This is a genomic window from Roseovarius azorensis (assembly GCF_900109455.1).
GTDB classification, from domain to species: Bacteria; Pseudomonadota; Alphaproteobacteria; order Rhodobacterales; family Rhodobacteraceae; genus Roseovarius; species Roseovarius azorensis.
In genome coordinates this window covers 93,470-118,675 of sequence record NZ_FOAG01000008.1, presented here as the reverse complement: position 1 = coordinate 118,675, position 25,206 = coordinate 93,470, and the positions used below count along the sequence as shown (strand labels likewise).

21 protein-coding genes are annotated in these 25,206 nt (G+C 65.5%); 6 read left to right on the top strand and 15 right to left on the bottom strand.

Translation table 11 applies throughout. The features are described from left to right. Positions 1-9: 9 nt before the first annotated feature. From puhC to bchF, 10 genes are all read right to left on the bottom strand, one after another. Positions 10-477 (bottom strand): photosynthetic complex assembly protein PuhC, encoded by a 468-nt coding sequence (puhC, locus tag BSG08_RS13085; RefSeq protein ID WP_093037674.1) that lies wholly within the window; start codon positions 475-477, stop codon positions 10-12. Between the two features lie 14 nt (positions 478-491). Further along, positions 492-1,124, bottom strand: a complete 633-nt coding sequence (puhB, locus tag BSG08_RS13080; protein ID WP_093037671.1) for a photosynthetic complex putative assembly protein PuhB — start codon at positions 1,122-1,124, stop codon at positions 492-494. A gap of 11 nt (positions 1,125-1,135) precedes the next feature. Further along, entirely contained in the window at positions 1,136-1,909 is a 774-nt protein-coding gene (gene puhA, locus BSG08_RS13075; RefSeq protein ID WP_093037668.1) for a photosynthetic reaction center subunit H, read from the bottom strand. 27 nt (positions 1,910-1,936) lie between these two features. After that, positions 1,937-3,382, bottom strand: coding sequence for a PucC family protein (locus BSG08_RS13070; protein ID WP_281248286.1), 1,446 nt, complete (start codon positions 3,380-3,382; stop codon positions 1,937-1,939). Further along, complete coding sequence (bchM, locus tag BSG08_RS13065; protein WP_093037663.1) at positions 3,379-4,059, bottom strand: magnesium protoporphyrin IX methyltransferase; 681 nt, start codon at positions 4,057-4,059, stop codon at positions 3,379-3,381. The genes BSG08_RS13070 and bchM overlap by 4 nt, the downstream gene beginning before the upstream one ends. Further along, positions 4,059-4,955: a ferredoxin:protochlorophyllide reductase (ATP-dependent) iron-sulfur ATP-binding protein gene (gene bchL, locus BSG08_RS13060; RefSeq protein WP_093037660.1), complete on the bottom strand. Its 897-nt coding sequence runs from the start codon at positions 4,953-4,955 to the stop codon at positions 4,059-4,061. Before bchL ends, bchM begins: the two co-directional genes overlap by 1 nt. A 112-nt stretch (positions 4,956-5,067) precedes the next feature. After that, the gene (locus BSG08_RS13055) at positions 5,068-8,628 is read right to left on the bottom strand and encodes a magnesium chelatase subunit H (RefSeq protein WP_093037657.1); all 3,561 of its coding nucleotides are present in this window, start codon (positions 8,626-8,628) and stop codon (positions 5,068-5,070) included. After that, positions 8,618-10,177, bottom strand: a complete 1,560-nt coding sequence (bchB, locus tag BSG08_RS13050) for a ferredoxin:protochlorophyllide reductase (ATP-dependent) subunit B (protein ID WP_093037654.1) — start codon at positions 10,175-10,177, stop codon at positions 8,618-8,620. Before bchB ends, BSG08_RS13055 begins: the two co-directional genes overlap by 11 nt. Beyond that, positions 10,174-11,454 carry a ferredoxin:protochlorophyllide reductase (ATP-dependent) subunit N gene (locus tag BSG08_RS13045; RefSeq protein ID WP_093037651.1) on the bottom strand — a complete coding sequence of 427 codons (1,281 nt, stop codon included), beginning with the start codon at positions 11,452-11,454 and terminating at the stop codon, positions 10,174-10,176. Before BSG08_RS13045 ends, bchB begins: the two co-directional genes overlap by 4 nt. Beyond that, complete coding sequence (bchF, locus tag BSG08_RS13040; protein ID WP_093037647.1) at positions 11,451-11,939, bottom strand: 2-vinyl bacteriochlorophyllide hydratase; 489 nt, start codon at positions 11,937-11,939, stop codon at positions 11,451-11,453. The genes BSG08_RS13045 and bchF overlap by 4 nt, the downstream gene beginning before the upstream one ends. Positions 11,940-12,316: 377 nt before the next feature. On the opposite strand from bchF, the gene BSG08_RS13035 reads away from it, so the two are divergent. From BSG08_RS13035 to idi, 6 genes are all read left to right on the top strand, one after another. Continuing rightward, positions 12,317-13,120 (top strand): cobalamin B12-binding domain-containing protein, encoded by an 804-nt coding sequence (locus BSG08_RS13035; protein ID WP_175544784.1) that lies wholly within the window; start codon positions 12,317-12,319, stop codon positions 13,118-13,120. 82 nt (positions 13,121-13,202) lie between these two features. Next, a complete protein-coding gene (gene ppsR, locus BSG08_RS13030; protein ID WP_093037644.1) occupies positions 13,203-14,588 on the top strand; it encodes a transcriptional regulator PpsR in 1,386 nt (461 codons plus the stop codon). A 70-nt stretch (positions 14,589-14,658) separates the two neighbouring features. Beyond that, positions 14,659-15,570 carry a chlorophyll synthase ChlG gene (chlG, locus tag BSG08_RS13025; protein ID WP_093037643.1) on the top strand — a complete coding sequence of 304 codons (912 nt, stop codon included), beginning with the start codon at positions 14,659-14,661 and terminating at the stop codon, positions 15,568-15,570. After that, the gene (locus tag BSG08_RS13020; protein ID WP_093037640.1) at positions 15,567-16,859 is read left to right on the top strand and encodes a BCD family MFS transporter; all 1,293 of its coding nucleotides are present in this window, start codon (positions 15,567-15,569) and stop codon (positions 16,857-16,859) included. Before chlG ends, BSG08_RS13020 begins: the two co-directional genes overlap by 4 nt. 2 nt (positions 16,860-16,861) lie before the next feature. Beyond that, entirely contained in the window at positions 16,862-18,040 is a 1,179-nt protein-coding gene (locus tag BSG08_RS13015; RefSeq protein ID WP_093037637.1) for a geranylgeranyl diphosphate reductase, read from the top strand. Then, positions 18,037-18,552, top strand: coding sequence for an isopentenyl-diphosphate Delta-isomerase (idi, locus tag BSG08_RS13010; RefSeq protein WP_093037634.1), 516 nt, complete (start codon positions 18,037-18,039; stop codon positions 18,550-18,552). Before BSG08_RS13015 ends, idi begins: the two co-directional genes overlap by 4 nt. Positions 18,553-18,571: 19 nt before the next feature. Here idi and BSG08_RS13005 read toward each other — a convergent pair whose 3' ends face one another. The 5 genes from BSG08_RS13005 to bcoG all read right to left on the bottom strand — a co-directional run bounded on the left by BSG08_RS13005 (position 18,572) and on the right by bcoG (position 25,168). Beyond that, a complete protein-coding gene (locus BSG08_RS13005) occupies positions 18,572-19,357 on the bottom strand; it encodes a carnitinyl-CoA dehydratase (RefSeq protein ID WP_093037631.1) in 786 nt (261 codons plus the stop codon). Beyond that, positions 19,354-21,402: an acetate--CoA ligase family protein gene (locus tag BSG08_RS13000; protein ID WP_093037628.1), complete on the bottom strand. Its 2,049-nt coding sequence runs from the start codon at positions 21,400-21,402 to the stop codon at positions 19,354-19,356. The genes BSG08_RS13005 and BSG08_RS13000 overlap by 4 nt, the downstream gene beginning before the upstream one ends. A gap of 286 nt (positions 21,403-21,688) precedes the next feature. Beyond that, positions 21,689-22,849: an acyl-CoA dehydrogenase family protein gene (locus BSG08_RS12995; RefSeq protein ID WP_093037626.1), complete on the bottom strand. Its 1,161-nt coding sequence runs from the start codon at positions 22,847-22,849 to the stop codon at positions 21,689-21,691. A 1-nt stretch (position 22,850) separates the two neighbouring features. Continuing rightward, entirely contained in the window at positions 22,851-24,260 is a 1,410-nt protein-coding gene (locus BSG08_RS12990; RefSeq protein WP_093037624.1) for a carnitine 3-dehydrogenase, read from the bottom strand. Further along, a complete protein-coding gene (bcoG, locus tag BSG08_RS12985) occupies positions 24,257-25,168 on the bottom strand; it encodes a 3-dehydrocarnitine:acetyl-CoA trimethylamine transferase BcoG (protein WP_093037622.1) in 912 nt (303 codons plus the stop codon). Before bcoG ends, BSG08_RS12990 begins: the two co-directional genes overlap by 4 nt. Positions 25,169-25,206 lie beyond the last annotated feature (38 nt).

The following is a 25,206-nucleotide window of genomic DNA, read 5'->3' as shown; positions in this document are numbered from 1 at the left end:
GTTCCTTTCCTACTGGGCCAGAAGCCGGGTGAAGGCGCGGGCGTTGTCCTGGCCAAAGCCCATCAGGTCCGCGCCCCAGCCCGTCGAGGGGTCATGGATCGACAGGCGGCCATCCTCGCGCGCGATGATGGTGACGGGGCCGGTGAGGGGCACGCCATGCTTGGCGCGCTCGCGGTCCAGAACGCGGGCCACGCCGGCGATGAAACCGCCCTGTTCGGGCGCAAGGCGGGCAATCAGCGCGCCATTGGCATCCAGAACGGTCGCCGCCCCGCTCGGTTCACCGCTGAGATAGACGTGGCGCTCCAGCACGACCGCGCTCTGTGGTGGCGTCGAGATGACCGGCAGATCGGTCAGACGCGCATAGCTGACCAGCGCCAGCACCGCCAGAACCAGCGCCAGCATCGCGCGGGTCATCATGCGCGGGATCAGCTCCGCGTCGTAGGGGCGTTTTCGGCCATGCTGCGCGATGTCGGTCATCTTTCGTCCTCCGGTTACTCGGCGGCCATGGCGCGCGGCGTGGTCATGCGGGTGATCCGGGGCGTGGCGACACGGGTTTCCGCCGCCTCGGCCAGTATCTGCGCCACGCGCGCCGCGTCGGGAATGCAGCGCAGCGCCGGCTGCGTGCGGCGCATCACCCAGGGGCGCACATGCGGCCAGCAGACCAGATAGCCCAGCCGGGTCTCGCCAAGAAGATCGAGCGCGATGGTGCCGGTGCCGCGCTTGCCGGGCTTCAGATCGGCGCGCGCCAACTGGCTGTAGGGCAAGTTCAGCGTCACCGTCAGCGCAGCCCCGATGCGCATGGCCACGCGCCGGTTGGTGATGGTGTAGACGGTGGCGCGTGCCTGGACAAATCCCACGATCATCAGCATCCCGCAGACCACCGCGCCCATGATGAGCAGCGGCGAGGCGGCGGCAAATGCCCCGATCAGCGTCATCTGATCCATCAGCGTCCCGAACCGCCACGCCGCCAGCACCCCGAAATAGCCCGCAACCCATGGCAGGCTCAGCGCCTCGACACTCAGCCGCCACCAGTCGGGGCGTCCCTGCCAGAGGATGTGCTCGCCCTTTGGCGGAGCCTCTGGCAGGCCCTTCACGGGTTCAAAGGCGAAATCATCATGGCTCATGGCTCCATCCCTCATCCCAGTTGCGGTTCAAGCCGCGCGTCGCTGGCGTAAAGCGTGCCGCCGGCGTAATAGCCGGCGATCTTGTCCTCTTCGAGCAGCGTCACCTGACGCGGCGAGGCATGTTGCGGCACACCGGCGAAATGCTTGCCAAAGATCGAGCGGATCCTGACGCGTTCCGATTTGATCCGGGCAAAGGTGATTGGCACAAGCCGCTTGCCCTCGCCCCAGGGCGTTGCAAGCTCGATCTCGAGATAGCGCACCAGTTGCTCTGGCTCGTCGATCCACATATCGCTGATCGTGCCCACCACTTCGCCATCGCCCGCCTGCACCGGTAACCCGCGCGGATCACGGCCTGCGGCCACGACGAAATGCTCGGTCGCAGCCATCGGCACGATCTTTGGGTGGCCGTGACCATCCAGTTCGGGCACATCGCGGCGCGGCGCCCACGAGGCGGGGCCAACACCATCGACCATCGGATCCCCCGTCGGCTGGAACGGAAATCCGTTGCCAGCGGCGGTCTTTTCCAACGCCAGATCGGTGCGGTCGGGGTTCTGTCCCGACGGCACGGTCAGCTCTCCCCGGCCATGCGGCAGTCTGAAGGTCTTGTCATCGGGCAGCGGAAACAGGCCCTGATTGGCGGATGGCTTGCCGTCGTCATCCTCGAGCGGATAGCCCTCGCGCATGTTCTCGCGCTGGATGTAGAAGATCAGCAGCGCGAAAAAGCCCCAGAACAGCCAGAGCGACAGGCTGGCAAGGTCGAATTCTCCAAAGAATGTTGCGGTCATGTCATACTCCTTTCGAGCAAGCACGTGTCATGTGGGGAAATCGGCCAGCCCGATACGGCCGCCCCCGGATCGGGATTTGCTGCCGTGCGGGGCCAGCCGCACCAGCGGCCCGAGCACGATGAGGGTGAGGAAAAGCAGAGCGATCTCGGTGTGATAGACCGCCGAATAGCCGGTTGCATTGGTGTCGAGCGCTGTGCCCAGCTGGCCTGACAGTGCGAGGTGATTGATCCCGTCGCGCATCCCCCCGCCAAGGGCGATCGACAACCCCGCCGCCGTGGCCTGCGCCGCGCCCCATGCACCAAGCGCCAGGCCATGCCCGGCACGACCATCGGCGGCCATCGCCATCGCGGCGGTAAGGGTTGCCACGGCAAACAGCCCGGCGCCCAGGCCGATCAGCCCGGCCCCGGCATAGAACAGGGCGATGGATTGCATCGGCGCGGCAAAGATGACGGTGGAAAAGGCGGCGATGCCGGTCAACAGCCCGGTTCCCGCGATCCGGTAGGGGTTGGCTCCCCGCAACAGCACCCGCCCCGCAAGCACGAATCCAGCCAGCGCGCCCATCGCCCAGATCGCCGTCAGCAGCGTGGTGGCCGAGACCGACAGCCCCAGCACCTCGCCGCCATAAGGTTCAAGCAGCACATCCTGCATGTTGAAGGCCATGGTGCCCAGGAACACCACCGCCAGAAGCCGTCCGGCCCTGCCGCCCTCCATCAGATCGGCCCAGGCCTCGCGGAATTGCGGGCGTGGGGCGGCGCGTTCGGCGGCGGACATCGGGGTGATCTTTTCCTGTTTCCACAGCGCCACGAGGTTGAGCAGGATACCGGCCAGCGCCACCCCCTGCACCACCCGCACCAGTTTGAGCGGTGCAAAGTCCCGCAACAACCATCCCACGACAATGGCCGAAATCGCCATGCCCAGCAGGAACATGACATAGAGCAGGGCGACGACGCGCGGCCGGGTCTCATCCGTCGCCCGGTCGCTGGCCAGCGCCAGACCGGCGGTCTGCGTCATGTGCAGCCCAAGCCCGGTCATCAGGAACGCCAGCGCCGCCAGCGCCTCGCCCGCCCATGCGGGTCCGACCTGTTGCTGACCCGACAGCACCAGAAGGGCGAACGGCATCACCGCCAGCCCGCCCATCTGCCAGAGCGAGCCGAACCACAGATAGGGCACCCGCTTCCAGCCCAGCGCCGAGCGGTAGGTGTCGGACCGGAATCCCAGCAGCGCGCGGAAGGGGGCGATCAGAACCGGCAGGGCGATCATCGTTGCAACGATCAGCGCCGGCACCGACAGTTCCACGATCATCACCCGGTTGAGCGTGCCCAGTAGCATCACGGTCGCCATCCCGACCGAGACCTGAAACAGCGAGAGCCGCAGCAGTTGCCCCAGCGGCAGTCCCTCGCTTGCCGCATCGGCAAAGGGCAGCCAGCGCGTGGTCAGGGCCATCAGCGGCGAGGGGCGGCGTGGCGGTGTCATGCGCTGACCTCCATCGCCTGAGAGATGTAGAAACCGGATGTGATCCACCCGAGCGCCCGCAGCCTGCAACCGCTTTCAGCAGCATGCAGCGCCTGCGCCAACCGGGGCGCGGAATGCGGCACCATCGTGGGCGAGCGGTCGGCGCGCGGAAACAGTTTCCCGATCCGCCACATCGCCATCAGCAGTGGCGTGCGCGGCGCGACGGTAAAGACCACCTGGCCCCTGGTCCGCGTCGCCAGGGTGCTCAGCGCCCGCACCAGATCGGGTTCGCGGTAATAGATCAGGCTGTCCATCGCCATGACGTGATCGAACCGCCCGAGCGCCGGATCCAGCATGTCACCGGCATGGAATGCCACACGCCCGGCCAGCCCCGCGGGCAGACGCCTCTGTGCGACCCGGATGAGCGCGGGCGAGATGTCGCAGGCCAGCACATCGGCGCCGCGCGCCGCCAGTTCCGCCGTCATCTGCCCTGCGCCGCACCCGGCATCCAGAATGCGCAGCCCCGTCAGATCCTGCGGCAGCCGGGCCAGCATCTGCGCGCGCATCGCCTCGCGCCCCTGCCGCACGGTCTGGCGGATCCGTGACACCGGCGCGTCCGAGGTCAGTCGTTCCCATGTGTGGCTGGCGGTCCGGTCGAAATAGGTCTCGACACGCGCAAGGGTCTGGTCATAGGACATCAGTCGAATCCCAGCAGCTCAAAGATATCGCGGTCTTCCATCGGCGCGGGCGCCAGCGGATCGGTGCCGTTCCACAGATGTTGCGCGAGGCCCGTATAGATATCGCGCACCATCTGCACCTCTTCATCGGTCTCCATCTCGAACAGCGTCTTCTTCTTCAGGCGCGAGCGGCGGATACAGTCGATATCGGGCATATGCGCGATGCGCCTGAACCCCACCACATCGCAATAGCGGTCCACCTCGTCGGTGTCGCGCGAGCGGTTCGCGACACAGCCCGCCAGACGCACCTTGTAATTGGCCGATTTGGCCTGCACCGCGGCGATGATCCGGTTCATCGCATAGATGCTGTCGAAATCGTTGGCGGTGACGATCAGCGCCCGGTCGGCATGTTGCAGGGGTGCCGCAAACCCACCGCAGACCACGTCGCCCAGCACGTCAAAGATCACCACATCGGCATCTTCCAGCATGTGATGCTGCTTGAGCAGCTTCACCGTCTGCCCGACCACGTAGCCGCCACAGCCGGTGCCCGCAGGCGGCCCGCCGGCCTCGACGCATTGCACCCCGCCCCAGCCGCGGGTCACGAAATCCTCGGGGCGCAGCTCCTCAGCATGGAAATCCACCGACTTGAGAATGTCGATCACCGTGGGCTGCAACTGGCCCGTCAGGGTAAAGGTGCTGTCATGCTTGGGGTCGCAACCGATCTGCAACACCCGCTTGCCCATCGCCGCGAAAGCGGCGGACAGGTTCGACGAGGTGGTCGATTTGCCGATTCCGCCCTTGCCATAGACGGAAAAGACCTTGGCCCCTTCGATCTTCATATCGGCGTCCTGATGCACCTGCACCGATCCCTCGCCGTCCTGTCCCCGGAGCAGGGGAATTTCATCGCGCGGGCTCATCTGGTCCTCCAATCGGGGGCGTTTTTACCCCTTTGCTTCATCTGGCCGAAAATACCTCGGGGGTGTGGGGGCTGGCCCCCACTCCGGCATCGTTCAAGGGCGCGTCGCATCGTCATTCAGCCGCCACCCCTTCCATCCGGTCCTCCATCGACGCCGCCGCCGATTGCAGCGCCGCGAGGGTTGCGGCATCGGTTTGCCAATAGGCGCGGTCATGCGCCTCAAGCAGGCGGTTCGCCATCCGTGACGAGGCCACCGGGTTGAGATCGCTCAGCCGCTTGCGCATCACCTCGTCCAGAACGAAGGTTTCGGAAATCCGCTGATAGATCCACGGCTCCACCTGTCCGGTGGTCGCCGACCAGCCCATCGTGTTGGTCACATGGGCCTCGATCTGGCGCACCCCTTCGGCCCCGTGGCGCAACAGCCCCTCATGGAATTTCGGGTTGAGCGAGCGGGCGCGGGTTTCCAGCGCCACCTGATCGGCCAGCGTGCGCACGGTGCCCGTGCCGCGCGTGGTGTCGGAGATGTAGATCGCCGCCTCCTGCCCGCCGCGCGCCCGGCGCACGGCGCGGGAAATCCCGCCCAGCGTGTCGAAATAATGGTCCACCGTGGTCACGCCCAGTTCGACCGATTCAAGGTTCTGATAGGCCACCTCGACCCGCTCCAGCGCCGCCTGCAGCAATGTGCCCTGCGCCTGTGCCCTGCCGTTCACGCCATAGGCAAAGCCCTTGCGCGCCTGATAGGTGTCGGCCAATTCGTCCTCGTCCTCAAAGGCGGAGGCGTCCACCAGTTGATTGACGTTCGAGCCATAGGCCCCCTCGGCATTGGAAAACACCCGCAGTGCCGCCGTTTCCATATCGCAGCCCGTGCTGGCCATCTGCGCGCGCGCGTGGGCGCGGATGAAATTCATCTCTTCCGGCTCGTCCGCCCCGGCGGCATTGAGTGCTGCCTCGGCCAGCATCCGGGTCTGCAGGGGCAGCAGGTCGCGGAAAATTCCCGAGAGCGTCATCATCACGTCGATTCGCGGACGCCCCAGATCTTCGAGCGGAATGAGATCGGCGCCGCAGAGCCGCCCAAAGGCGTCAAACCGCGGCTTTGCTCCGATCAGCGCCAGCGCCTGCGCCATCGGCGCGCCGTCGGACTTGATGTTGTCCGACCCCCAGAGCACCAGCGCCACCGACCGCGGCAGGCTCTTGTGAACATCGAGCAACCTCTGCGCCTGGCGCGCGCCGTCGCGGCAGGCAAATTCCGTGGGCATGCGGAACGGGTCGAATGCATGGATATTGCGCCCGGTCGGCAGGATATCGGGCGCGCGGATCAGATCGCCCCCCGGCACCGGTGCGGTATAGCGGCCATCGAGCGCCGCCAGCAGCGCGGGCGTCTCGTGATCGACCTGCAAGAGCGTATCGACCCGTGCGCGGGTGGCCGCATCGGCCCCGTCCATGATCGCCAGATAATCGGCGCGCGCCGCGTCGCTCATCGGGCGGCCCAACACATGCAGCCCCTCGGGAATGAGCGCCTGTTCGGTCTCCAGCAGCCTGAGCCAGAGCGCGCCCGCATCCGATCCGTCCATGTCGACCGCAGTGGCCTGCTCTGCGATCAGCGCTTCGACATCGGCGCGCTCGGGCGCATCGGCGGCCATTTCGCGCCAGCGGGTGAGGCTGTCCTTGAGCTCCGCCAATCCCTTGTAGAGCCCTGATACAGCCAGCGGCGGCGTGAGATGCGTAACCGTCACGGCGCCCGATCGCCGCTTGGCAAGGCTCGCCTCTGACGGGTTGTTGGCGGCGTAGAGATAGACATTGGGCATGTCGCCGATCAACCGGTCCGGCCAGCAGCCTGCCCCCGGTCCCGCCTGTTTGCCGGGCATGAATTCCAGCGCGCCATGCATGCCGAAATGCAACAGCACATCGGCGCGAAACGTGTTCCTCAGCCACAGATAGAACTGCGCGAATGCATGCGTGGGCGCAAAGCCGCGCTCGAACAGCAGCCGCATCGGATCGCCCTCGTAACCAAAGGCCGGTTGCAGCCCGACAAAGACCTTGCCGAACTGCGCGCCAAGTATGAACACGCCGCGCCCATCCGATTGAACCCTGCCGGGGGCCGCCCCCCACTGCGCTTCGATTTCCCTCAGCCACGGCGTGTCGCCGACGATCTGATCGGCGCTGACATGGGCGGCGATATTGGCCTCCTGCCCGTATTGCCGGGCATTGCCCTCAAGCACGCTGGCGCGCAGATCCTCGACCGTCGCGGGCGGCGTCAGATCGTAACCGCGCGCCGCCATTGCCTGAAGCGTGTTGTGCAGCGACCGGAACACATCGAGATAGGCCGCCGTGCCCGCCGCACCCGCATTGGGCGGAAACCCGAAAAGCACGATGCCGACGCGGCGCTGGGCCACCTCCTGCCGCCGCAGATGCGCACGCCGCGCCACGCGCGCGGCCAGCATCTCGATCCGCTCGGGGCAGGGGGCCATCGCCTTGACCCCTTCCGCGCCGCCGGTGCAGCGTTGGGCACAGCCCTCGCAGGCCACGTCGCCATGCCGCCCGGCGAATACCGTGGGGTTGGTCGCGCCGTCGAGTTCCGGCAAGGCCACCAGCATCGTCGTCTCGATCGGCCCGAGGCCCTGCGCCGACCCGGCCCATTGCGCCAGCGTCTGAAACTCCAGCGGATGCGCCGCCACATAGGGCACATCCAGACGGCTGAGCAGACCCACCGCCGCATCGCTGTCATTATAGGCCGGACCACCCACCAGGCTGAACCCGGTAAGCGACACCAGCGCATCGACCTGGCCCATGAAATACCGCTCGACCGCGGGCCGCCCGTCGAGACCCGAGGCAAAGGCCGGGATCACCCGCAATCCGCGCGCCTCGAAGGCGCGGATCACCGCGTCATAATGCGCGTGATCGCCCGACAGGACATAGCTGCGCATCAACAGGATCCCGACCGTACCCGTCGCCCCCGCAGGTGCGGGCAGGCTTGTGGGATCGGTGGTGATCCGCCCGGCCATATCGGGATGGTAGAGACCCACCTCGGGATATTCCTGCGGGGCGGGTGCGCGCAGGTTGCGCCATTCCACCCGCCGCCCGTAGCGCGACATGAGAAACCGCAGCATCGCCTCGATATTGTCATCCGAGGTGCCCAGCCAGTATTGCATGATCAGAAACCACGCCCGCAGATCCTGCGCCTTGCCGGGAATGAATTTCAGGATGCGCGGCAGCCGACGCAGCATGCGCATTTTCTTCTCGCCCGATTCGGCCGAGGGCTTGTCGGAACCGCGCAGCCGCTTCATCAGCTTGCGCATGCCGCTTTCGGGGGCAGTCATGTCCAGCGTGCCCATGCGCGTCAGCCGGACGATCTGCGCATCCGCGATGATGCCGATCATCGCATCGCAGGCATCGCGCCGCGTCTGAAGATCGGGCAGGATCGCCCTGATGTGATCCTCCAGAAACAGCAGGCTGACCAGGATCAGGTCGCCCCGCGCGATATCGGCGCGCGCCGCCGCGAGGGCATCGGCATTCCCGCCCCATTCGGCCGCCGCATGCACCCCGAGTGTGAGGCCGGGAAAATCGCCTCTCATCCGTTCAGCGACCCGCGCACAGGCCCCGGCGGCATGCGCATCCAGCGTCAGGATCACGACGCGGTAGGTGGCCTCGGCCATGGGGATCACATCATCTCGCATAATGCGCCTTTGCCTCGTAGAGCGTGTCGATGCCGATTTCTCTGAGGCCCTTCCGCGTCGCGAAGATCTCGGTGTTGCGCCGTGCCTTGCCGCGTACGAAGAACGGAATCTTGCGCAGCTCGCGCTCGGCATCCGCCAGCCAGATCACCTCTGCCCCTGCCTGTGCATTCTCTTTGGCGGAAATACCCCGGGGGGAAGCCGCAGGCTGGGGGGCTGGCCCCCCTGCCTCATTGGCCACATGCGCGCCGCCATGGTGGCTGGCCCCGGCCGCGTCGTGGAATTCGAAATCGTCGCGGAACATGTGCAGCAGATGCTCCTCGAGCCCCATCACCAGCGGATGAACCCAGGTGTCGAAGATGACATTGGCGCCCTCGATCCCCATCTGCGGGCTGTAGCGGGCCGGGAAATCCTGGACATGTACGGGCGCGGAAATGACGGCGCAGGGGATGCCGAGGCGCTTGCCGATCATCCGCTCCATCTGGGTGCCAAGGATCATTTCGGGGGCGAGCGCCTCGATGGTTGCCTCGACCTCGAGATAATCGTCGGTAATGAGTGGCTCGACACCATACTCCATGGCTAGCGCCCGGATGGGCCGCGCCATTTCGCGGTTGTAGCAGCCCAGGCCCACCACCTCGAACCCCATCTCGTCGCGGGCAATGCGGGCGGCGGCGGCGACATGGGTGCCGTCACCGAACAGGAACACGCGCTTGCCGGTCAGATAGGTGCTGTCCACGCTCGCCGAATACCACGGCAGGCGCAGGCGGCTTTCGTCCAGCCTGACCGGCAGGCCGGTCAGGACGCTGATCTCGGTCAGGAAGTCACGGGTTGCACCGACGCCGATCGGCACGGTGCGGGTAAAGGGCAGGCCCAGCTCGCGCTCCATCCAGCGGCAGGCGGCCTCGCCGGTTTCGGGATACATCAGCACGTTGAAGTGCGCCGCCCCGAGGCGTTTGATGTCCGACGGCGTGGCCCCATAGGGCGCAGTGACATTGACCGAGATGCCCATGTCCGACAGGAGCCCGGTCAATTCGGTCATGTCGTCGCGGTGGCGAAAGCCAAGGCCGGTGGCGCCGATCAGGTTGCAGGTGATCTGCGCGGTTCTGTCAGCCGGTCGCGCGAGCGCGCGGATGATCCGGAAAAGCGTCTCGTCCGCGCCGAAGTTTTCCTTGCGCTGATAGCTGGGCAGTTCCAGCGCGATGACCGGCACCGGCAGGCCCATGGTTTCGGCCATGCCGCCGGGATCGTCCTGGATGAGTTCGGCGGTACAGGAGGCGCCGACGATCATCGCCTCGGGACGGAAACGGTCATAGGCGTTCTGGCAGGCGGTCTTGAACAGGTTGGCCGTATCGGCCCCCAGATCGCGGGCCTGAAAGGTGGTGTAGGTGACCGGCGGGCGATGATTGCGTCGCTCGATCATGGTAAAGAGAAGGTCGGCATAGGTGTCGCCCTGCGGCGCGTGCAGCACGTAATGCAGCCCCTTCATCGCGGTGGCGACCCGCATTGCCCCGACATGCGGCGGTCCCTCATATGTCCAGAGCGTCAGCTTCATTCCGCCGCCTCCAGCCGCAGGGCCGCGCGGCGGCGCAGCGGGCGCGAGAAGAGCCCGGCCAGATCGCCCGCCTGTTCGTAGAAATGCACCGGCGTGAACACCAGTTCGATCGCCCATTTGGTTGCCAGCCCCTCGGCTTCGAGCGGGTTGGCAAGGCCGAGGCCGCAAACCGTCAGGTCGGGCCGCGCGGCGCGGCAGCGGTCGAGCTGGCAATCGACATCCTGCCCCTCGGCCAGTTGCGGGCCGGTCTCCAGCAGTTCGAGATCGGGGCCGACGATGGATTTGTGGATGAAGGGCGCGCCGACCTCGATCGCGGTCATGCCGCATTCGCGCGTCAGGAACCGGGCCAGCGGAATCTCTAGCTGGCTGTCGGGAAAAAAGAATACTGACTTTCCGGCCAGCGTTTCGGCAGCCTGTGTCACGGCGCGCGCGGCGCGGGTGCGCGGGGCGGCGGTGACTCGTTCGAACGTGGCGTCGTCAACGCCGAATTCATCGGCAACCGCGCGCAGCCAGGCGGTGGTGCCCTGCTCGCCGAACGGAAACGGGGCCGGGAGATGGCGCGCGCCACGCCGTTCAAGCGCGGTCAGCGTATCGCCAAGAAAAGGCTGGGTCAGGGCGAAGACGGTGTTTGGCCCCACGCTGAGCGGATCGTCGCGGCGTCTGGTGGGCAGCACGCAGACCGCTTCGATCCCCATTTGCGCCAGCAGTTCGAGCGCCTGATCCTCGACCACATCGGGCAGCGCGCCGACCAGCATGAGCTGGCGTGCATCCGTTTCCGGAAGGGTAGGCACCATCGACGCGAGACAGGCATCCTCGCCCTGGGTAAAGGTCGTTTCGATGCCGGAACCCGAATAATTCAGCACCCGCACATGGGGGCTGTGTGTCAGGGTCAGGCGCTCGGCGGCGCGGGCAAGGTCGAGCTTGATCACCTCTGACGGGCAAGAGCCGACGAGGAATAGCTGCCGGATGTCGGGGCGGCGCGTCAGCAGGCGGGCGACCTCGCGCTCAAGCTCGTCCTGCGCGTCGGCAAGGCCCGCAAGATCCGTCTCTTCGAGAATCACCGTGCCGAATCGCGGCTCGGCAAAGATCATCACGCCTGCCGCCGATTGCAGCAGATGGGCACAGGTTCGACTGCCCACGACGAGAAAGAACGCATCCTGCATCTTGCGGTGCAGCCAGATGATTCCGGTCAGGCCGCAGAACACTTCATGCTGGCCGCGCTGCTTGAGGATCGGTGCATCGCGGCAGCCGGCGGCCGGGGGTGTATCGAAACTCATGCCGCTTCTCCCGCCTGAAGGCGCGCCACGCGCAGCTTCCACAGGAATTGCGCCGCGTTGATCGCATAGGCCGCATAGGCCGCCAGAGCGAGGCCCATCAGCCCCCCAGGGCCGAACGTCCCCGACCAGAGCGCCAGCAGATAGGCCGTGTGCAAGGCAATGACACCAAAGCTGAAAACGTCTTCCCAGAAGAAGGCGGGCGCGAAAAGGTATTGCCCGAACACGACCTTTTCCCAGATCGCCCCGGTGACCATGATGAGATAGAGAATCCCGGTCTTGAGCACGATAGACCAGGTTGCGATGACATAGCCCTCGCCGGTCATGAGATAGCGCAGCACCAGCGCGAGCGAGATCAGGAAGACCAGAAATTGCAGCGGTGCGAGAACGCCCTGCACCAGCGTCCAGGCCGAGGTATCACGCCGGATGCGCTGTTCGACCGTGTAAAGCGCCCTTTTGCCGCGTTGAACCTGGGCTTGCCGGGCCATCTCTGTTCCTCACCTTTCAGACATCTGGCACCTTGATGCTACGGCTTGTGGGGCAAAAGTGTCAATTATAATTTACACAATGCGACACAAGTCATGTCTCGACATCTGGACAGGCCGGAGATTCGCGCGCTGGCGGGCCCAAATGGGCGATTTCCGAGCAGGTGAGCGGCTTTCGTCCGATATTTTCCGAATGATTTTCAGCGGCATGAGGTGTTTCTGACCTGGTGTGTCAGGATAATTTGACATTTGATTTTCCCGGGAACAGACTAATTTCCAACAAAGCAGAGAAACGCTTGTATCTGTTTTCTGCGCGCACATCGCGCTCGCGAGATGTGATGAGGACCGCAGAGCCGCAGAAGTGTCTGGGAGGGCATCGCATGGGTGGCGTCAAACGTATCGGCTCTGACAAGGCTCCGCCTCAGAAAGAGGGAATTCGGTTTCTCGTGGAATCCGCGCTGCGCAAGGTCGCCCTTGAAAAACACGGTGGGGAAAATCCCCGCACGCATGATGAATGGGTGGCGCGCCTCTGTGCCGTGCTGACGGACGAATCCGATACGGCCTACAAGAACCTGATTGCGGCCATGATAGCCAACGGTATCCCGTCCGAGGATATCTACGACCGATATGTGCCCGAGGCCGCGCGTTTCCTAGGCGAGATGTGGGTGCAGGACAAGGCGAGTTTCGTGGATGTGACGATCGGTGCTTCCCGTCTGCAGGCATTGTTCCGTAACCGCAACGCCACGGCAAATCGCAACTGGCTGGAGCGCAGCATTCCGCTGGGACAGTCGGTCCTGATGGTCGTGCCCATGTTCGAGGATCATTCCATCGGGGCGTTCGTGGTCGCCGATCAGTTTCGCCGGCACGGACTCTGGGTGCATATGGCGATCGGTCTTGAGACCGAGGAACTGCAGCATCTTGTGGGATCGGGGCGGTTTGCCATGGTGGGCATCACCAGCGGAAGCATCAAAATGCTTGAACCCCTGACCGAACTGATAGATTGTCTGCGCGCCAAGGGGCAAAATCGCCCGCCAATAGTTGTAGGCGGGCATATCGTTACTAAGTCAAGGGATGTGGAAAAGCGGATCGGTGCCGATTTCGCGGTCAGGACAGCACGTGAGGCGATTGAAAGATGCGGTTTGGCATCCGTCGCAGAGCCGCTGTCAATAGATTCGGGACCGTAGACGCTATCCTGAGTAGCCTTGCAGTTGGGGTAAATGCGTGACGAAAGAGACCAGAACGTCCAGAATACCCCTGCCGGGCAACATGCCCGAACCTTCAAGCGTTGATCGCCTGATAGAGCAGGCATTTGATATTGCCGTTTTCATTGACAATTCCCTCGTGGTTACTGCGATATCGGTCAGCCCGGATTCGCCCTCTCTGGGCCGTCTGGATCACTGGATCGGGCGCGAGTTCGAAAGCTTCCTGAACGTCGAGAGTCGTGAGAAGTTCGCCCAGCGCATCGCGCTGATGCGCGCCGACCCCGACAGCGTGCCGGGTCCGATCGAGCTGAACCACAGCGACAATGCAAACTGGGAATTCCCCGTGCGCTACACGTTGCACCGCGAGGCCGGCAGCGACGGTCTCTTGCTTCTGGGGCGCGACATGCAGCCGTTGGCTGAGATACAGCAGCGGCTGGTGCGCGAACAGGTGGCGCGCGAGCGCGAGGTCGAGAAATATCGCGGGATCGAGACCTGTTATCGCGTGGTGCTCGAGGCCTCCGAGACCCCGCTGGTGCTGGTCGAGCCGGAAGCGGGCCGGATCCGTGACATCAATTCCGCCGCTGCCCTGCTGCTGGGGTCAAAGCGCGACGTGCTGACCGGCAGCAGCTTTGCCCAGGTCTTCGAGGGTCAGCGCAGGGGTAACTTTATCGAACAGCTCAAAGCGGCGGCATCGTCGGACGATGTGACCGGGTTCGAGGCCGTGGCCCGGCGCAACGGGCGCGTGGTCAGCCTGAGCCCGAATTTCTTTCGTGCTTCCGGCGAGGTGCTGATGCTGTGCCGTCTGGCGCTGATCGAGGACGAAGATGCCGCGCGGCCCGAATCGGCGCAATCGCTCTCGGCGCTGTTCGAGGCGTCGAGCGATGCGATCGTCCTGACCGATGGCAACGGTGTGATCCGCGATGCCAACGAGGGATTTCTGATCCTCTCGGACGCCGCGCAACTGCGCGATGTGCAGGGCCGCTCTATGGCGGATTTCCTCTCGCGCGGCAGCGTTGATCTCAAGCTCATACTCGACAATACCCGCAAGAAGGGCCGGATGCGCAGCTATTCGGCGCAGTTTCAGAGCGTGGTGGGCACGCGCGCCTCGGTCGATATCTCGGCGACCAGCCTGCGCGGGCGCAACGCGGATCTTGGTGTGGGGTTGATCATCCGCGACGTGACGCCGCGCGATGCGCCGCTCGTTCAGGACAGCGGGGCTGCGGTCAGTGACGAGGCGATGCGCAATGTCATGGATCTGGTCGGCACCGCCTCGCTCAAGGAACTGGTTTCGGCCACATCGGATGTGGTCGAGAAGATGTGCATCGAGACCGCCGTGCGGCTGACCAACAACAATCGCGTCGCCGCCGCCGAGATGCTGGGCCTGTCGCGTCAGAGTCTCTATGTGAAACTGCGCAAATACGGGCTTTTGAACGCTCAGGACGAAGACTGAGTGCCAATCCGCAGGGCGAAGCCGGAGAATCCGCTTCCCTGAAATGGAATTGTATAGTTTAATTGACATTATGGATGTCTCTAAATCATTACATTTCCCGCACCGCCTGCCAGAGCCTCGGGCCCTGCTGATCCTGGTCAAGCCGATCACATGGTTCCCGCCCATCTGGGCCTATCTCTGCGGTGTGGTGTCCTCGGGCGTTTCCCCCTGGAGCAACTGGGGCATGGTGGTCCTCGGGATGGTGCTGGCTGGTCCGGTCGTCTGCGGCATGAGTCAGGCCGCGAATGACTGGTGCGACCGTCATGTGGATGCCATCAACGAACCACACCGCCCGATCCCATCGGGCCGCGTGCCGGGGCGGTGGGGGTTGTGGGTGGCTCTCGTCATGTCGGCACTGGCGCTTGGGATCGGCGCATTGCTGGGGCCATGGGGTTTCGGGGCGACGGTGTTCGGCGTGCTGGCCGCCTGGGCCTATTCGGCAGAGCCGGTGCGGCTGAAACGCTCCGGCATCTGGGGGCCGGGCCTGGTGGGATTGTGTTATGAGGGTCTGCCGTGGTTCACCGGGGCTGCGGTGCTGGCGGCGGGGGCGCCGTCCTGGCCGGTGATCATCGTGGCGTCGCTCTATGCGCTGGGCGCACATGGCATCATGACACTTAACGATTTCAAGGCGTTGGAGGGAGACCGGCAGACCGGTGTCAATTCCCTGCCGGTCACACTCGGGCCGGAACGCGCGGCGCGTGTCGCCTGCTGGGTGATGACCCTGCCGCAACTGGCGGTGATCGCCCTCTTGCTGGGGTGGGACCGCCCGTGGCACGCGCTGGCGATTGGCGCGCTGCTGATCGGGCAATTCTGGGCCATGCGGATCCTTCTTTCGGATCCCAAAGGCCGCGCGCCCTGGTATAACGGCACGGGCGTTCTGTTCTACGTGAGCGGCATGATGGTTGCCGCCTTTGCATTGCGCATGACCGGAGGCAGCGGATGAACCTCAACTGGATGCAGATCGTTCGCATGGGTCTGGTGCAGATGTGCCTGGGCGCCATCGTGGTGCTGACCACGTCGACGCTCAACCGGCTGATGGTGGTCGAACTGGCATTGCCCGCCGTGCTGCCGGGCCTGCTGGTGGCGCTGCATTACGGGGTTCAGCTCACCCGGCCCAACTGGGGCTTTTTGTCGGACACAAGCGGGCATCGCACACGCTGGATCATCGGCGGCATGGCGGTGCTGGCGGCGGGCGGATATCTGGCGGCTCTGGGCGTCGTGGTGATGGAGGATCGCCTTGCCGCCGGTCTGGCGCTGTCGATCGCCGCCTATGCGTTGATCGGGCTGGGCGTGGGGGCCTCCGGCACCTCTCTTCTGGCGCTGCTGGCCACGGCCACCGCACCGCGCCACCGCGCCGCCGCTGCGACGATCACCTGGCTGATGATGATCGCGGGCATTGCCGTGACCGCAACCACAGTGGGCGCGTTTCTGGATCCCTATACCCCTGCGCTCTTGTTGCGGATCGTGGGCATTGTCACCTTTGGCGCGGTGGTCCTGACCACGCTGGCAATCTGGGGTATCGAGTGTCAGGTGGGCGCACAGCCCGCGACCGCCGACAGACCGATGCGCTTTCGTGAGGGGCTGGCGGAAATCTGGGCGGAACCCGAGGCGCGGAATTTCACCATCTTCGTCTTTCTGTCGATGACCGCCTATTTCATGCAGGAACTGATCCTCGAACCCTATGCCGGCCTCGTTTTCGGTTTCACTCCGGGGCAGTCCACCCAACTGAGCGGCGCGCAGAATGGTGGCGTCTTTCTGGGGATGCTGACGGTCGGCATTGCCGCCACGGGGCTGCGCATCGGCTCGCTCCGGCATTGGGTGGTGACGGGTTGTCTTGGTTCGGCCTTGTCTCTCGCAGCGATCACGCTGCTTGGGGCCTCGGGCGCGGCGGCGGCCCTCGTCCCGGCTGTCGTCGCGCTCGGGGTTTTCAACGGCATGTTCGCCGTGGCCGCAATCGGAGCGATGATGGCGCTTGCGGGGCAGGGTCGCGATTCGCGTGAAGGCACGCGCATGGGTCTCTGGGGTGCGGCGCAGGCGATTGCGGCGGGGTTCGGCGGGCTGTTGGGTGCGGCCTCGGTGGACGCGATGCGCGCGGCCCTGAGTAGTGACGCGCAGGCATTCGGCGCGGTCTTTGCCTTTGAGGCCGCGCTGTTCGTGCTCGCGGCGCTGCTGGCGCTCCGGGTGATTGATCACGGCCGCGACCGGGGCGCGGCGCTGGTTGCGGGGGAATGATCATGTTTGATGTCGTTGTCATTGGCGGCGGGCCGTCCGGGGCCACGGCGGCCGAGGATCTGGCGCGTTCGGGGCACAGCGTGGCGCTCCTGGACCGGGCCGGACGGATCAAACCCTGCGGCGGCGCGATCCCGCCGCGCCTGATCGCCGATTTCGATCTGCCAGACGATCAGCTTGTGGCCAGGATCACCACGGCGCGAATGATCTCGCCCACCGGACGGCATGTGGATATTCCCATCGAGAACGGCTTTGTCGGGATGGTGGACCGCAAGGATTTCGACGAATTCCTGCGCGCCCGCGCAGCCGGGGCCGGGGCCACGCGCGTCACCGGCACCTATTTGCGGATCGACCGCAGTGATGCGACCCCGGCCGTCCTCTATCGCGACAAGGCCAGCGGTGAGGAGCGGCGTCTGGACACGCGCCTCATTATCGGGGCCGATGGTGCGCGCTCGACCGTGGCGCGCGACGAGGTGCCGGGGGCTGACAGGATACCCTATGTCATCGCCTATCACGAAATCATCGAGGCGCCTGCCGCCGCCGGCAGCTATGACCCGGCGCGCTGTGACGTGATCTATGACGGGGCTATCTCGCCCGATTTCTACGGCTGGGTGTTCCCGCACGGCAAATCCGCCAGCGTCGGCATGGGTTCGATGATGCGCGGCGTGGATCTCAAACAGGCGACCGCCGATCTGCGCGCCGCCTCGGGCCTGAGCGATTGTGCCACCCTGCGCCGCGAAGGCGCGCCGATACCTCTCAAACCACTCGACCGCTGGGACAATGGCCGCGACGTGGTGCTGGCGGGCGACGCGGCAGGCGTGGTGGCGCCGTCGTCCGGCGAGGGAATCTATTATGCCATGGTGGGTGGCCGCGTCGCCGCCGCCGCCGCAAGCGCCTGTCTGGCAACGGGGCGCGCGCGCGATCTGAAGCTGGCGCGGCAGCTTTTCATGCGCGAGCATAAAACCGTGTTCCGGGTGCTGGCCTCGATGCAGAATGCCTATTATAGATCGGACGAGCGGCGCGAGCGCTTTGTCTCTCTGTGCCATGACATCGACGTGCAGCGGCTGACATTCGAGGCCTACATGAACAAGAAACTGGTCAGGGCGCGACCGATGGCGCATCTCAGGATCGGGTTGAAAAACCTCGCGCATCTGACGCGGCTGGTGCCCGCGACCCGGATATGAGCGCGCTCATCCCGACATGGGTTGACGGCAGTCTGATCGCCCTCGACAAGCTTGAGGCGCATCAGCGCGGGCTGCGGCACATGGCGGTGTCGGTCTTTGTGATGGCGGGCGAGGATCTTCTGATCCAGCGCCGCGCGCTGGGCAAATATCACACGCCGGGGCTATGGGCGAACACCTGCTGCACGCACCCGCATTGGGGCGAGGAGCCGCTGGCCTGCGCGCAACGCCGATTGCGGGAAGAACTTGGCATCGGCGACCTCACGCTTACCCACCGCGACCGCGTGGAATACCGCGCCGATGTCGGTGGCGGACTGACCGAACACGAGGTGGTCGACATGTTCATGGCACGGCTGCCCGAACGCATCGCCCTCGACCCCGACGCCGAAGAGGTGATGGACACGCGCTGGATCAGCCTCGATGCGCTCAACGCCGCCATTCGCGCCGATCCGGCGCGCTACACCCCCTGGCTGCGGATCTACATGCGCGAGCACGCGGCGCAGATTTTCGCCTGATCGAGTGCGCGCGGCGCAGCTATTTCCCCTTCCAGACCGGGTCGCGCTTTTCTGCAAAGGCGCGCGCGCCCTCCTGCTGATCCTCCGAGGCATAGAGGATATCCACCGTCTCGAACTGCCGCCGGGTGATCCGGTTCAGCGCATCCTGGAAACGCATGGCCTCGGCCTCGCGCACGACCTCCTTGATCGCCGCATAAACCAGCGGCGGGCCAGAGGCGAGCTGATCCGCCATGGCGCGCGCCTCGTCCATCAGCCGCACGGCGGGGTAGATGCGGTTGACCAGCCCCCAGCGCGCGGCCTCATCGGCATCGAACCAGCGCCCGGTCATCAGCAGTTCCATGGCGATGTGATAGGGGATGCGCTTGGGCAGCTTGATGCTGGCGGCATCGGCCACGGTGCCGGAGCGGATCTCGGGCAGGGCGAATGTGGCGTGATCGGCGGCAAGGATGATATCGGCCGAAAGTGCCAGCTCCAGCCCGCCCCCGCAGGCGATGCCGTTTATGGCGGCGATCACCGGCTTGTTCAGACCGCGCAGTTCCTGCAACCCGCCAAAACCGCCCACGCCGTAATCGCTGTCGGGGGCCTCGCCCCCTGCCGCCGCCTTCAGATCCCAGCCGGGGCAAAAGAACTTCTCGCCCGCGCCGGTCAGGATCGCCACCCGCAGGTCGGGATCGTCGCGAAAATCGCGGAACACCTCGCCCATGATCCGGCTGGTGGCGGCGTCGATGGCGTTGGCCTTGGGGCGGTCGAGCGTCACTTCGAGCACGGTGCCACGGCGTTCCGTTCTGATGGGGGTATCGGTCATTGGTCCTCTCCCTTGGTGATAAGCGCATCCACCGCGACCGCATCAGAGGCGGTGCAGAGCAGCGGGTTGATCTCGACCTCTTCTACGGTCGCGGTCATGGCCGTGACATAGGACTGCACGGCCATGACCGCGCGCAGGATTGCGTCACGGTTCGCCGGGGGTTTGCCCCGGTATCCCGCAAGCAGCGGCGCGAGACGCAGGCGGTCCAGTGCTTCGGTCACATCATCCCCGGTGGCGGGCAGCAGCAACGAGACCGTATCACGCAGGATTTCCGTCAGTATGCCCCCCGCGCCGAGTGTCAGCACAAAGCCATGCGCGGGATCGCGCACCACGCCGACCAGCACCTCTGCCACCGCATCGACGATCATCTCCTCGATCAGCCAGCTTGTACAGGGCATGGCCAACGCGGCCTCCTGCGCGGCAGACAGCCCCGCGGCATCGCGGGCAAAGACCACGCCGCCCGCGTCCGACTTGTGCGCCAGACCCTCGGCCTTGATGACCAGCGGCAAGGAAAACCCGGCCAGCGCAGCCGTCAGATCCGCAGGAGTCTTCGCGCGACGGGACCGCGGAATGCGCACCCCATGGGCCGCAAGCGCGGCCTTGGCCTCAGCCTCGCGCAGGGTGCGCGGGTTTCGTGGTGCGCCGGGCAAGAGCAGCGGGGCAACCGGCGCTCGATGACGTCCCAGCCATGCGGCGCGGGCGATGGCGGCCAGCCCGTCATCAAGCCCGGCCAGAGGGATCAGCCCGCCCGCGACGGCCCGCGCGGCAACATCCTCCGGCAGACAGTCGGGCAGGGTGGCGACGAGCGCCAGCGGCTTGCCCACCCGGCGCCGCGCCTCGGCGCCCGCCGTAAGGATACAGTCCCAGGCCGCCGGATCGCAGCGGTCGGGCCGGGGGAAATCGGCGATCAGCACACCGATATCGGCAGGCCCGTCCAGCGCGGCGGCAAAGGTGGCGGTCATGGCGGGCACGTCGCCCCAGATGAAGGTGTGGTAATCCAAGGGATTGGCCAGCGCCACCTTGGGACCGAGCGCCGCACGCAGGGCATTGGATTGCTCGGCGGTGAGGATCGGCAAGGTGATGTCGTGATCAAGGGCGGTGTCGGCCATCAGGCTAGCCTCGCCGCCCGAACAGGAGATCGAGGCGACGGCATTGCCCGGCAGCGGTCCCGCGTAATGCAACAGTTTCAGCGTCTCCAGCAGTTGCGGCAGCGATGTCACCTGCGCCATGCCCAGCCGCGACAGCAGCGCCGCCGCCCCCGCCCCGCTGCCCGCCAGCGAGGCGGTGTGCGACTGCGTCGCGGCGCGCGCCTGCTCCGAGCGCCCGGATTTGAGCGCGACGATGGGCTTGCCCCGCGCCTGCGCCTCGCCGGCCAGCGCCTCGAACCCGCGCAGATCGCCCACGCCTTCGATATGCAGGCCCAGGGCGGTAACTCGGCTGTCAGCCAACAGCGCACGACCCAGATCGGCCAGCCCCAGCTGCGCCTGATTTCCGGCCGTCATGAGATAGGCAATCGGCAGGCCGCGCGCCTGCATGCTGAGATTGATGGCGATGTTCGAGCTTTGCGTCAGGATCGCGACACCGCTGTCGCAGCGCGCGCCGCCATGCTGATCCGGCCAGAGCAGCGCGCCGTCGAGATAGTTGATGAAGCCATAGCAATTGGGGCCGATGATCGGCATGTCGCCCGCGGCATCCAGAAGCCGCGCCTGCATCGCGGCACCATCGCCCAGTTCCGCCTCGGCCTCGAGAAAGCCCGCGGCAAAGCATACGGCGCCGCCCGCGCCCATATTTCGCAGCCTCGCGATGGTGTCGATGGTGGTCTCGCGGTTGACCCCGACAAAGACTGCATCGGGCACGCCGGGCAGGGCATCGAGCGATGGATAGGCGCGGGTGCCGCCGATCTCTGCCTTCGCGGGATGAACCGGCCAGACCGGCCCGGCAAAGCCGATCCGGCGGCACTGGTCGACCACATTGGCGCACCATGCCCCGCCGCCGATCACGGCGATGGAAGCGGGGCGCAGCAGACGCGAAAGGTCGGACGTCATGGCCGCGCACCGCGCCGCTGCGACCGGGCAAGAGAGGGGCGCTGCCCCTCTGGCCCTGCGGGCCATTCACCCCGAGGTATTTCCGGCCAGATGAAACGGTTGGTTAACCAATTTGCGGCAGCGTGGCGCTGCGGTACAGGCTGAGGAGCCGATGACCGCGCCAGGTGAAGCCCCCCGTTCGACAAGGGCGGGGGGCGCATCTGTTTCATCTGGCGAAAAATGCCTCGGGGGTTTGGGGGCGGCGCCCCCAATCTGTCCGTCCGGCAGCGTGCCGCTTGGGCTGTCATCACGCCCCCAATGGCCGCAGCATCTCGCGGCTGATGATGTGGCGCTGGATCTCCGATGTGCCGTCCCAGATGCGCTCGACCCGCGCGTCGCGCCAGAACCTCTCGATCGGCAGATCGTCCATCAGTCCCATGCCGCCGTGGATTTGCAGCGTCGCATCGGTGACGCGGGCCAGCATCTCGCTGGCGTATAGCTTGGCGCTGGCGATCTCGCGGTTGGCGGGCAGGCCCTGATCCAGCCGCCAGGCGGCGTTGAGAGTCAGCAGATCGGCCGCGTCGATCTCGGTGATCATGTCGGCGAGTTGAAAGCTGACGCCCTGGAATTTGCCGATCACCTGTCCGAACTGTTCGCGTTCGGCGGCATAGCCGAGTGCGTGATCGAAACAGCGGCGCGCACGGCCCACCGACATGGTGGCCACGGTGATCCGCGTGGCATACAGCCATTCGTTCATCACCGCGAATCCGCCGTCCACCTCGCCCAGCACCTGTGCGTCGGGCAGGCGGCAGTCGTCGAATTCCAGCACCATGTTTTTATAGCCGCGATGGCTGACCGAGTTATAGCCGTGGCGGATGGTAAAGCCCGGCGTGCCGCGATCCACGAGGAATGTGGTGATGCGTTTCTTGGGTCCGTGTGGCGTCTGATCCTCGCCGGTGGCGGCAAAGACGATGACGAAATCGGCGTGATCGGCGCCCGAGATGAAATGCTTGGTGCCGTTCAGAACCCAATCGCCGCCCTCGCGGCGTGCGCTGCATTTCATGCCGCGCACATCCGATCCGGCGCCCGGTTCGGTCATCGCCAGCGCATCCATCCGCTCGCCGCGCACCGCAGGCAGCAGGTAGCGTTCGACCTGTTCGCCGGTGCAGGCCATCAGGATGTTCTGCGGTCGGCCAAAGAAATGCGTGAGCGCCATGGAGCCACGCCCCAGTTCGCGCTCTACAAGGGCGAATTCGAGATGAGAGAGGCCCGCGCCGCCCACCGCTTCGGGAAAGTTGCAGGCGTAAAAGCCTAGGTCGATGGTTTTTTGCCGGATCGCCTGCGCCACGTCGTGCGGCACTTCGCCGGTGCGCTCTACCTTGGTCTCGTGCGGATAGATCTCGTTCTCGACAAAGCTGCGTACGGTCGAGACGATCATTTCCTGTTCGTCGGTCAGCCCGAAATGCATCTCATGCGTCCTTGTGCAGTTTTGCCAGCGTCTCGATCCGCGCCATGACATCGGCGCGCGGATCGCAGGAGCGGCGGGTTTTCAGATCGACATGCAGCATGAACTGGTCCGAGGTCGCCAACACTTCGCCGTCGCTTTCGCGTTTCATCTCGTGATAGCAGCGCAGTTTCTTGCCTTCGCCCTGGGTCACGCGGGTTTCGACGCGCACGCGCTCGCCGGCGTGCGCCTCGGCGAGAAACCGGATCGTGTTCTCGACGGTGAAATAGCTCAGCCCGCCCGCGATGTAATCGGCATCCGCTCCCACATGGGCCATGACCGCATCCGCCGCATCGCTGAAGATCTGGCCGTAACGCCCCTCGTTCATGTGTCCGTTGTAATCGGTCCAGTCACTCGGGATCACGCGGCGGACGCTGACGATGGGCGGACCGTCGGCAAGCGGGACGAGAAGTGTCGCCTGATGGTCATTGATCAGCCGTCCCGCCGCGTTGCCCTGCTGGCGCAGGGCGCGAATCATGGCGATGAGGTTGTTGTCACGCTTGCGTTCCAGTTGCCGGATCGTCAGATGCCCCGATTGCGCGTCGGACTGATCGGCGATCATCTGCGCCAGTTCATCTGTCAGTTCCGGCACGTCCATGAGTTTCGTCCAGGGCCATTGCAGGCAGGGGCCGAACTGGTCGATGAAATGCCGCATGCCCGCCTCGCCGCCCGCGATGCGGTAGGTCTCGAACAGGCCCATCTGCCCCCAGCGCAGGCCAAAGCCGTAGCGGATGGCGTTGTCGATTTCCTCGGTGGTGGCGATGCCATCCCTGATCAGCCAGAGCGCCTCGCGCCATACTGCCTCGAGAAAGCGGTCGGCGATATGGGCGTCGATCTCGCGGCGCACATGCAGGGGGAATTGGCCGAGAGAGGCGAGCGTTTCCCTGGCGCGGACGATGAGGGCGGGCGGGTTCTTTTCGGTCGTCACCAGTTCGATCAGCGGCAGGAGGTAGACCGGGTTGAACGGATGCGTCACCACGATCTGTTCGGGGCGCGTCGCACAGCCCTGCAATTCCGAGGGCTTGAAGCCGGAGGTGGAAGAGCCGATGATCGCGCTCGGGTCGCAATGTTCCTGAAGCGTCTGGAACACCTTGCGTTTCAGTTCCAGCCGTTCGGGCACGCTTTCCTGGATCCACTCCGCGCCCTTGACGGTTTCGGACATGGTGGGATGAAAGCTCAGCTTTCCCTCTGGCGGCAGCGCCACGTCATAAAGCATCGGCAGCGCATGGCGTGCGTTGGCCAACACCTCGCCGATCTTGCGCGTCGCTTCGGGGTCGGGGTCGAACACCCGCACGTCCCAGCCATTTAACAGGAAACGTGCGGCCCAGCCGCCGCCGATCACGCCCCCGCCGATGATCGCAGCGACGCGGCTCATTTCGGGGCCCGCTTGGTCAGGCGCAGTTTCTCGCGCACCTCTTCGGGGCCGATCACCCGCGCGCCAAGGCCCTCGATGATGCCTTTCGCCCGTTCGACCAGTTGCGCATTGGTGGCAAGCACGCCGCGATCCAGCATCAGGTTGTCCTCCAGCCCGACCCGAACATGCCCGCCCGCCAGCACCGAGGCCGCGACATAGGGCATCTGGTGGCGGCCCAGCGAGAAGGCGGAAAAGGTCCAGCCCTCGGGCACGTTGTTGACCATCGCCATGAAGGTGCCCAGATCGTCGGGCGCACCCCATGGCACGCCCATGCACAGTTGCACCAAGGCATCGGGTTCCAGAATGCCATCCTTGACCAGTTGCCTGGCATACCAGAGGTGGCCGGTGTCAAATGCCTCGATCTCCGGTTTCACGCCCAGGTCGGTCATCATCCGGCCCATGGCCTGCAACATGCCCGGCGTGTTGGTCATCACGTAATCGGCCTCGGCGAAATTCATCGTGCCGCAATCGAGCGTGCAGATTTCCGGCAGGCATTCCGCCACATGCGCCACGCGCTCGGTCGCCCCCGCCATGTCGGTTCCGGCGCGGGCAGGGGGCAGCGGTGATTCAACTCCGCCAAAGGTGATGTCGCCGCCCATCCCCGCTGTCAGGTTCAGCACCACGTCGGTGGCGCTGTCGCGGATGCGGTCGGTGAGTTCGCGAAAGAGTTTCGGGTCACGCGAGGGTGCGCCGGTTTCGGGGTCGCGGACGTGGCAATGCACCACCGCAGCACCTGCCTTGGCCGCCGCAATCGCGCTCTCGGCGATCTGTTTGGGCGAGCGGGGGACATGCGGGCTTTTGTCCTGCGTGGCCCCCGATCCGGTGACGGCACAGGTGATGAAAACCTCGCGGTTCATGGTGAGCGGCATGGCATCCTCCGGCTTGCGTGCAGGGATCAGCCTAGCGC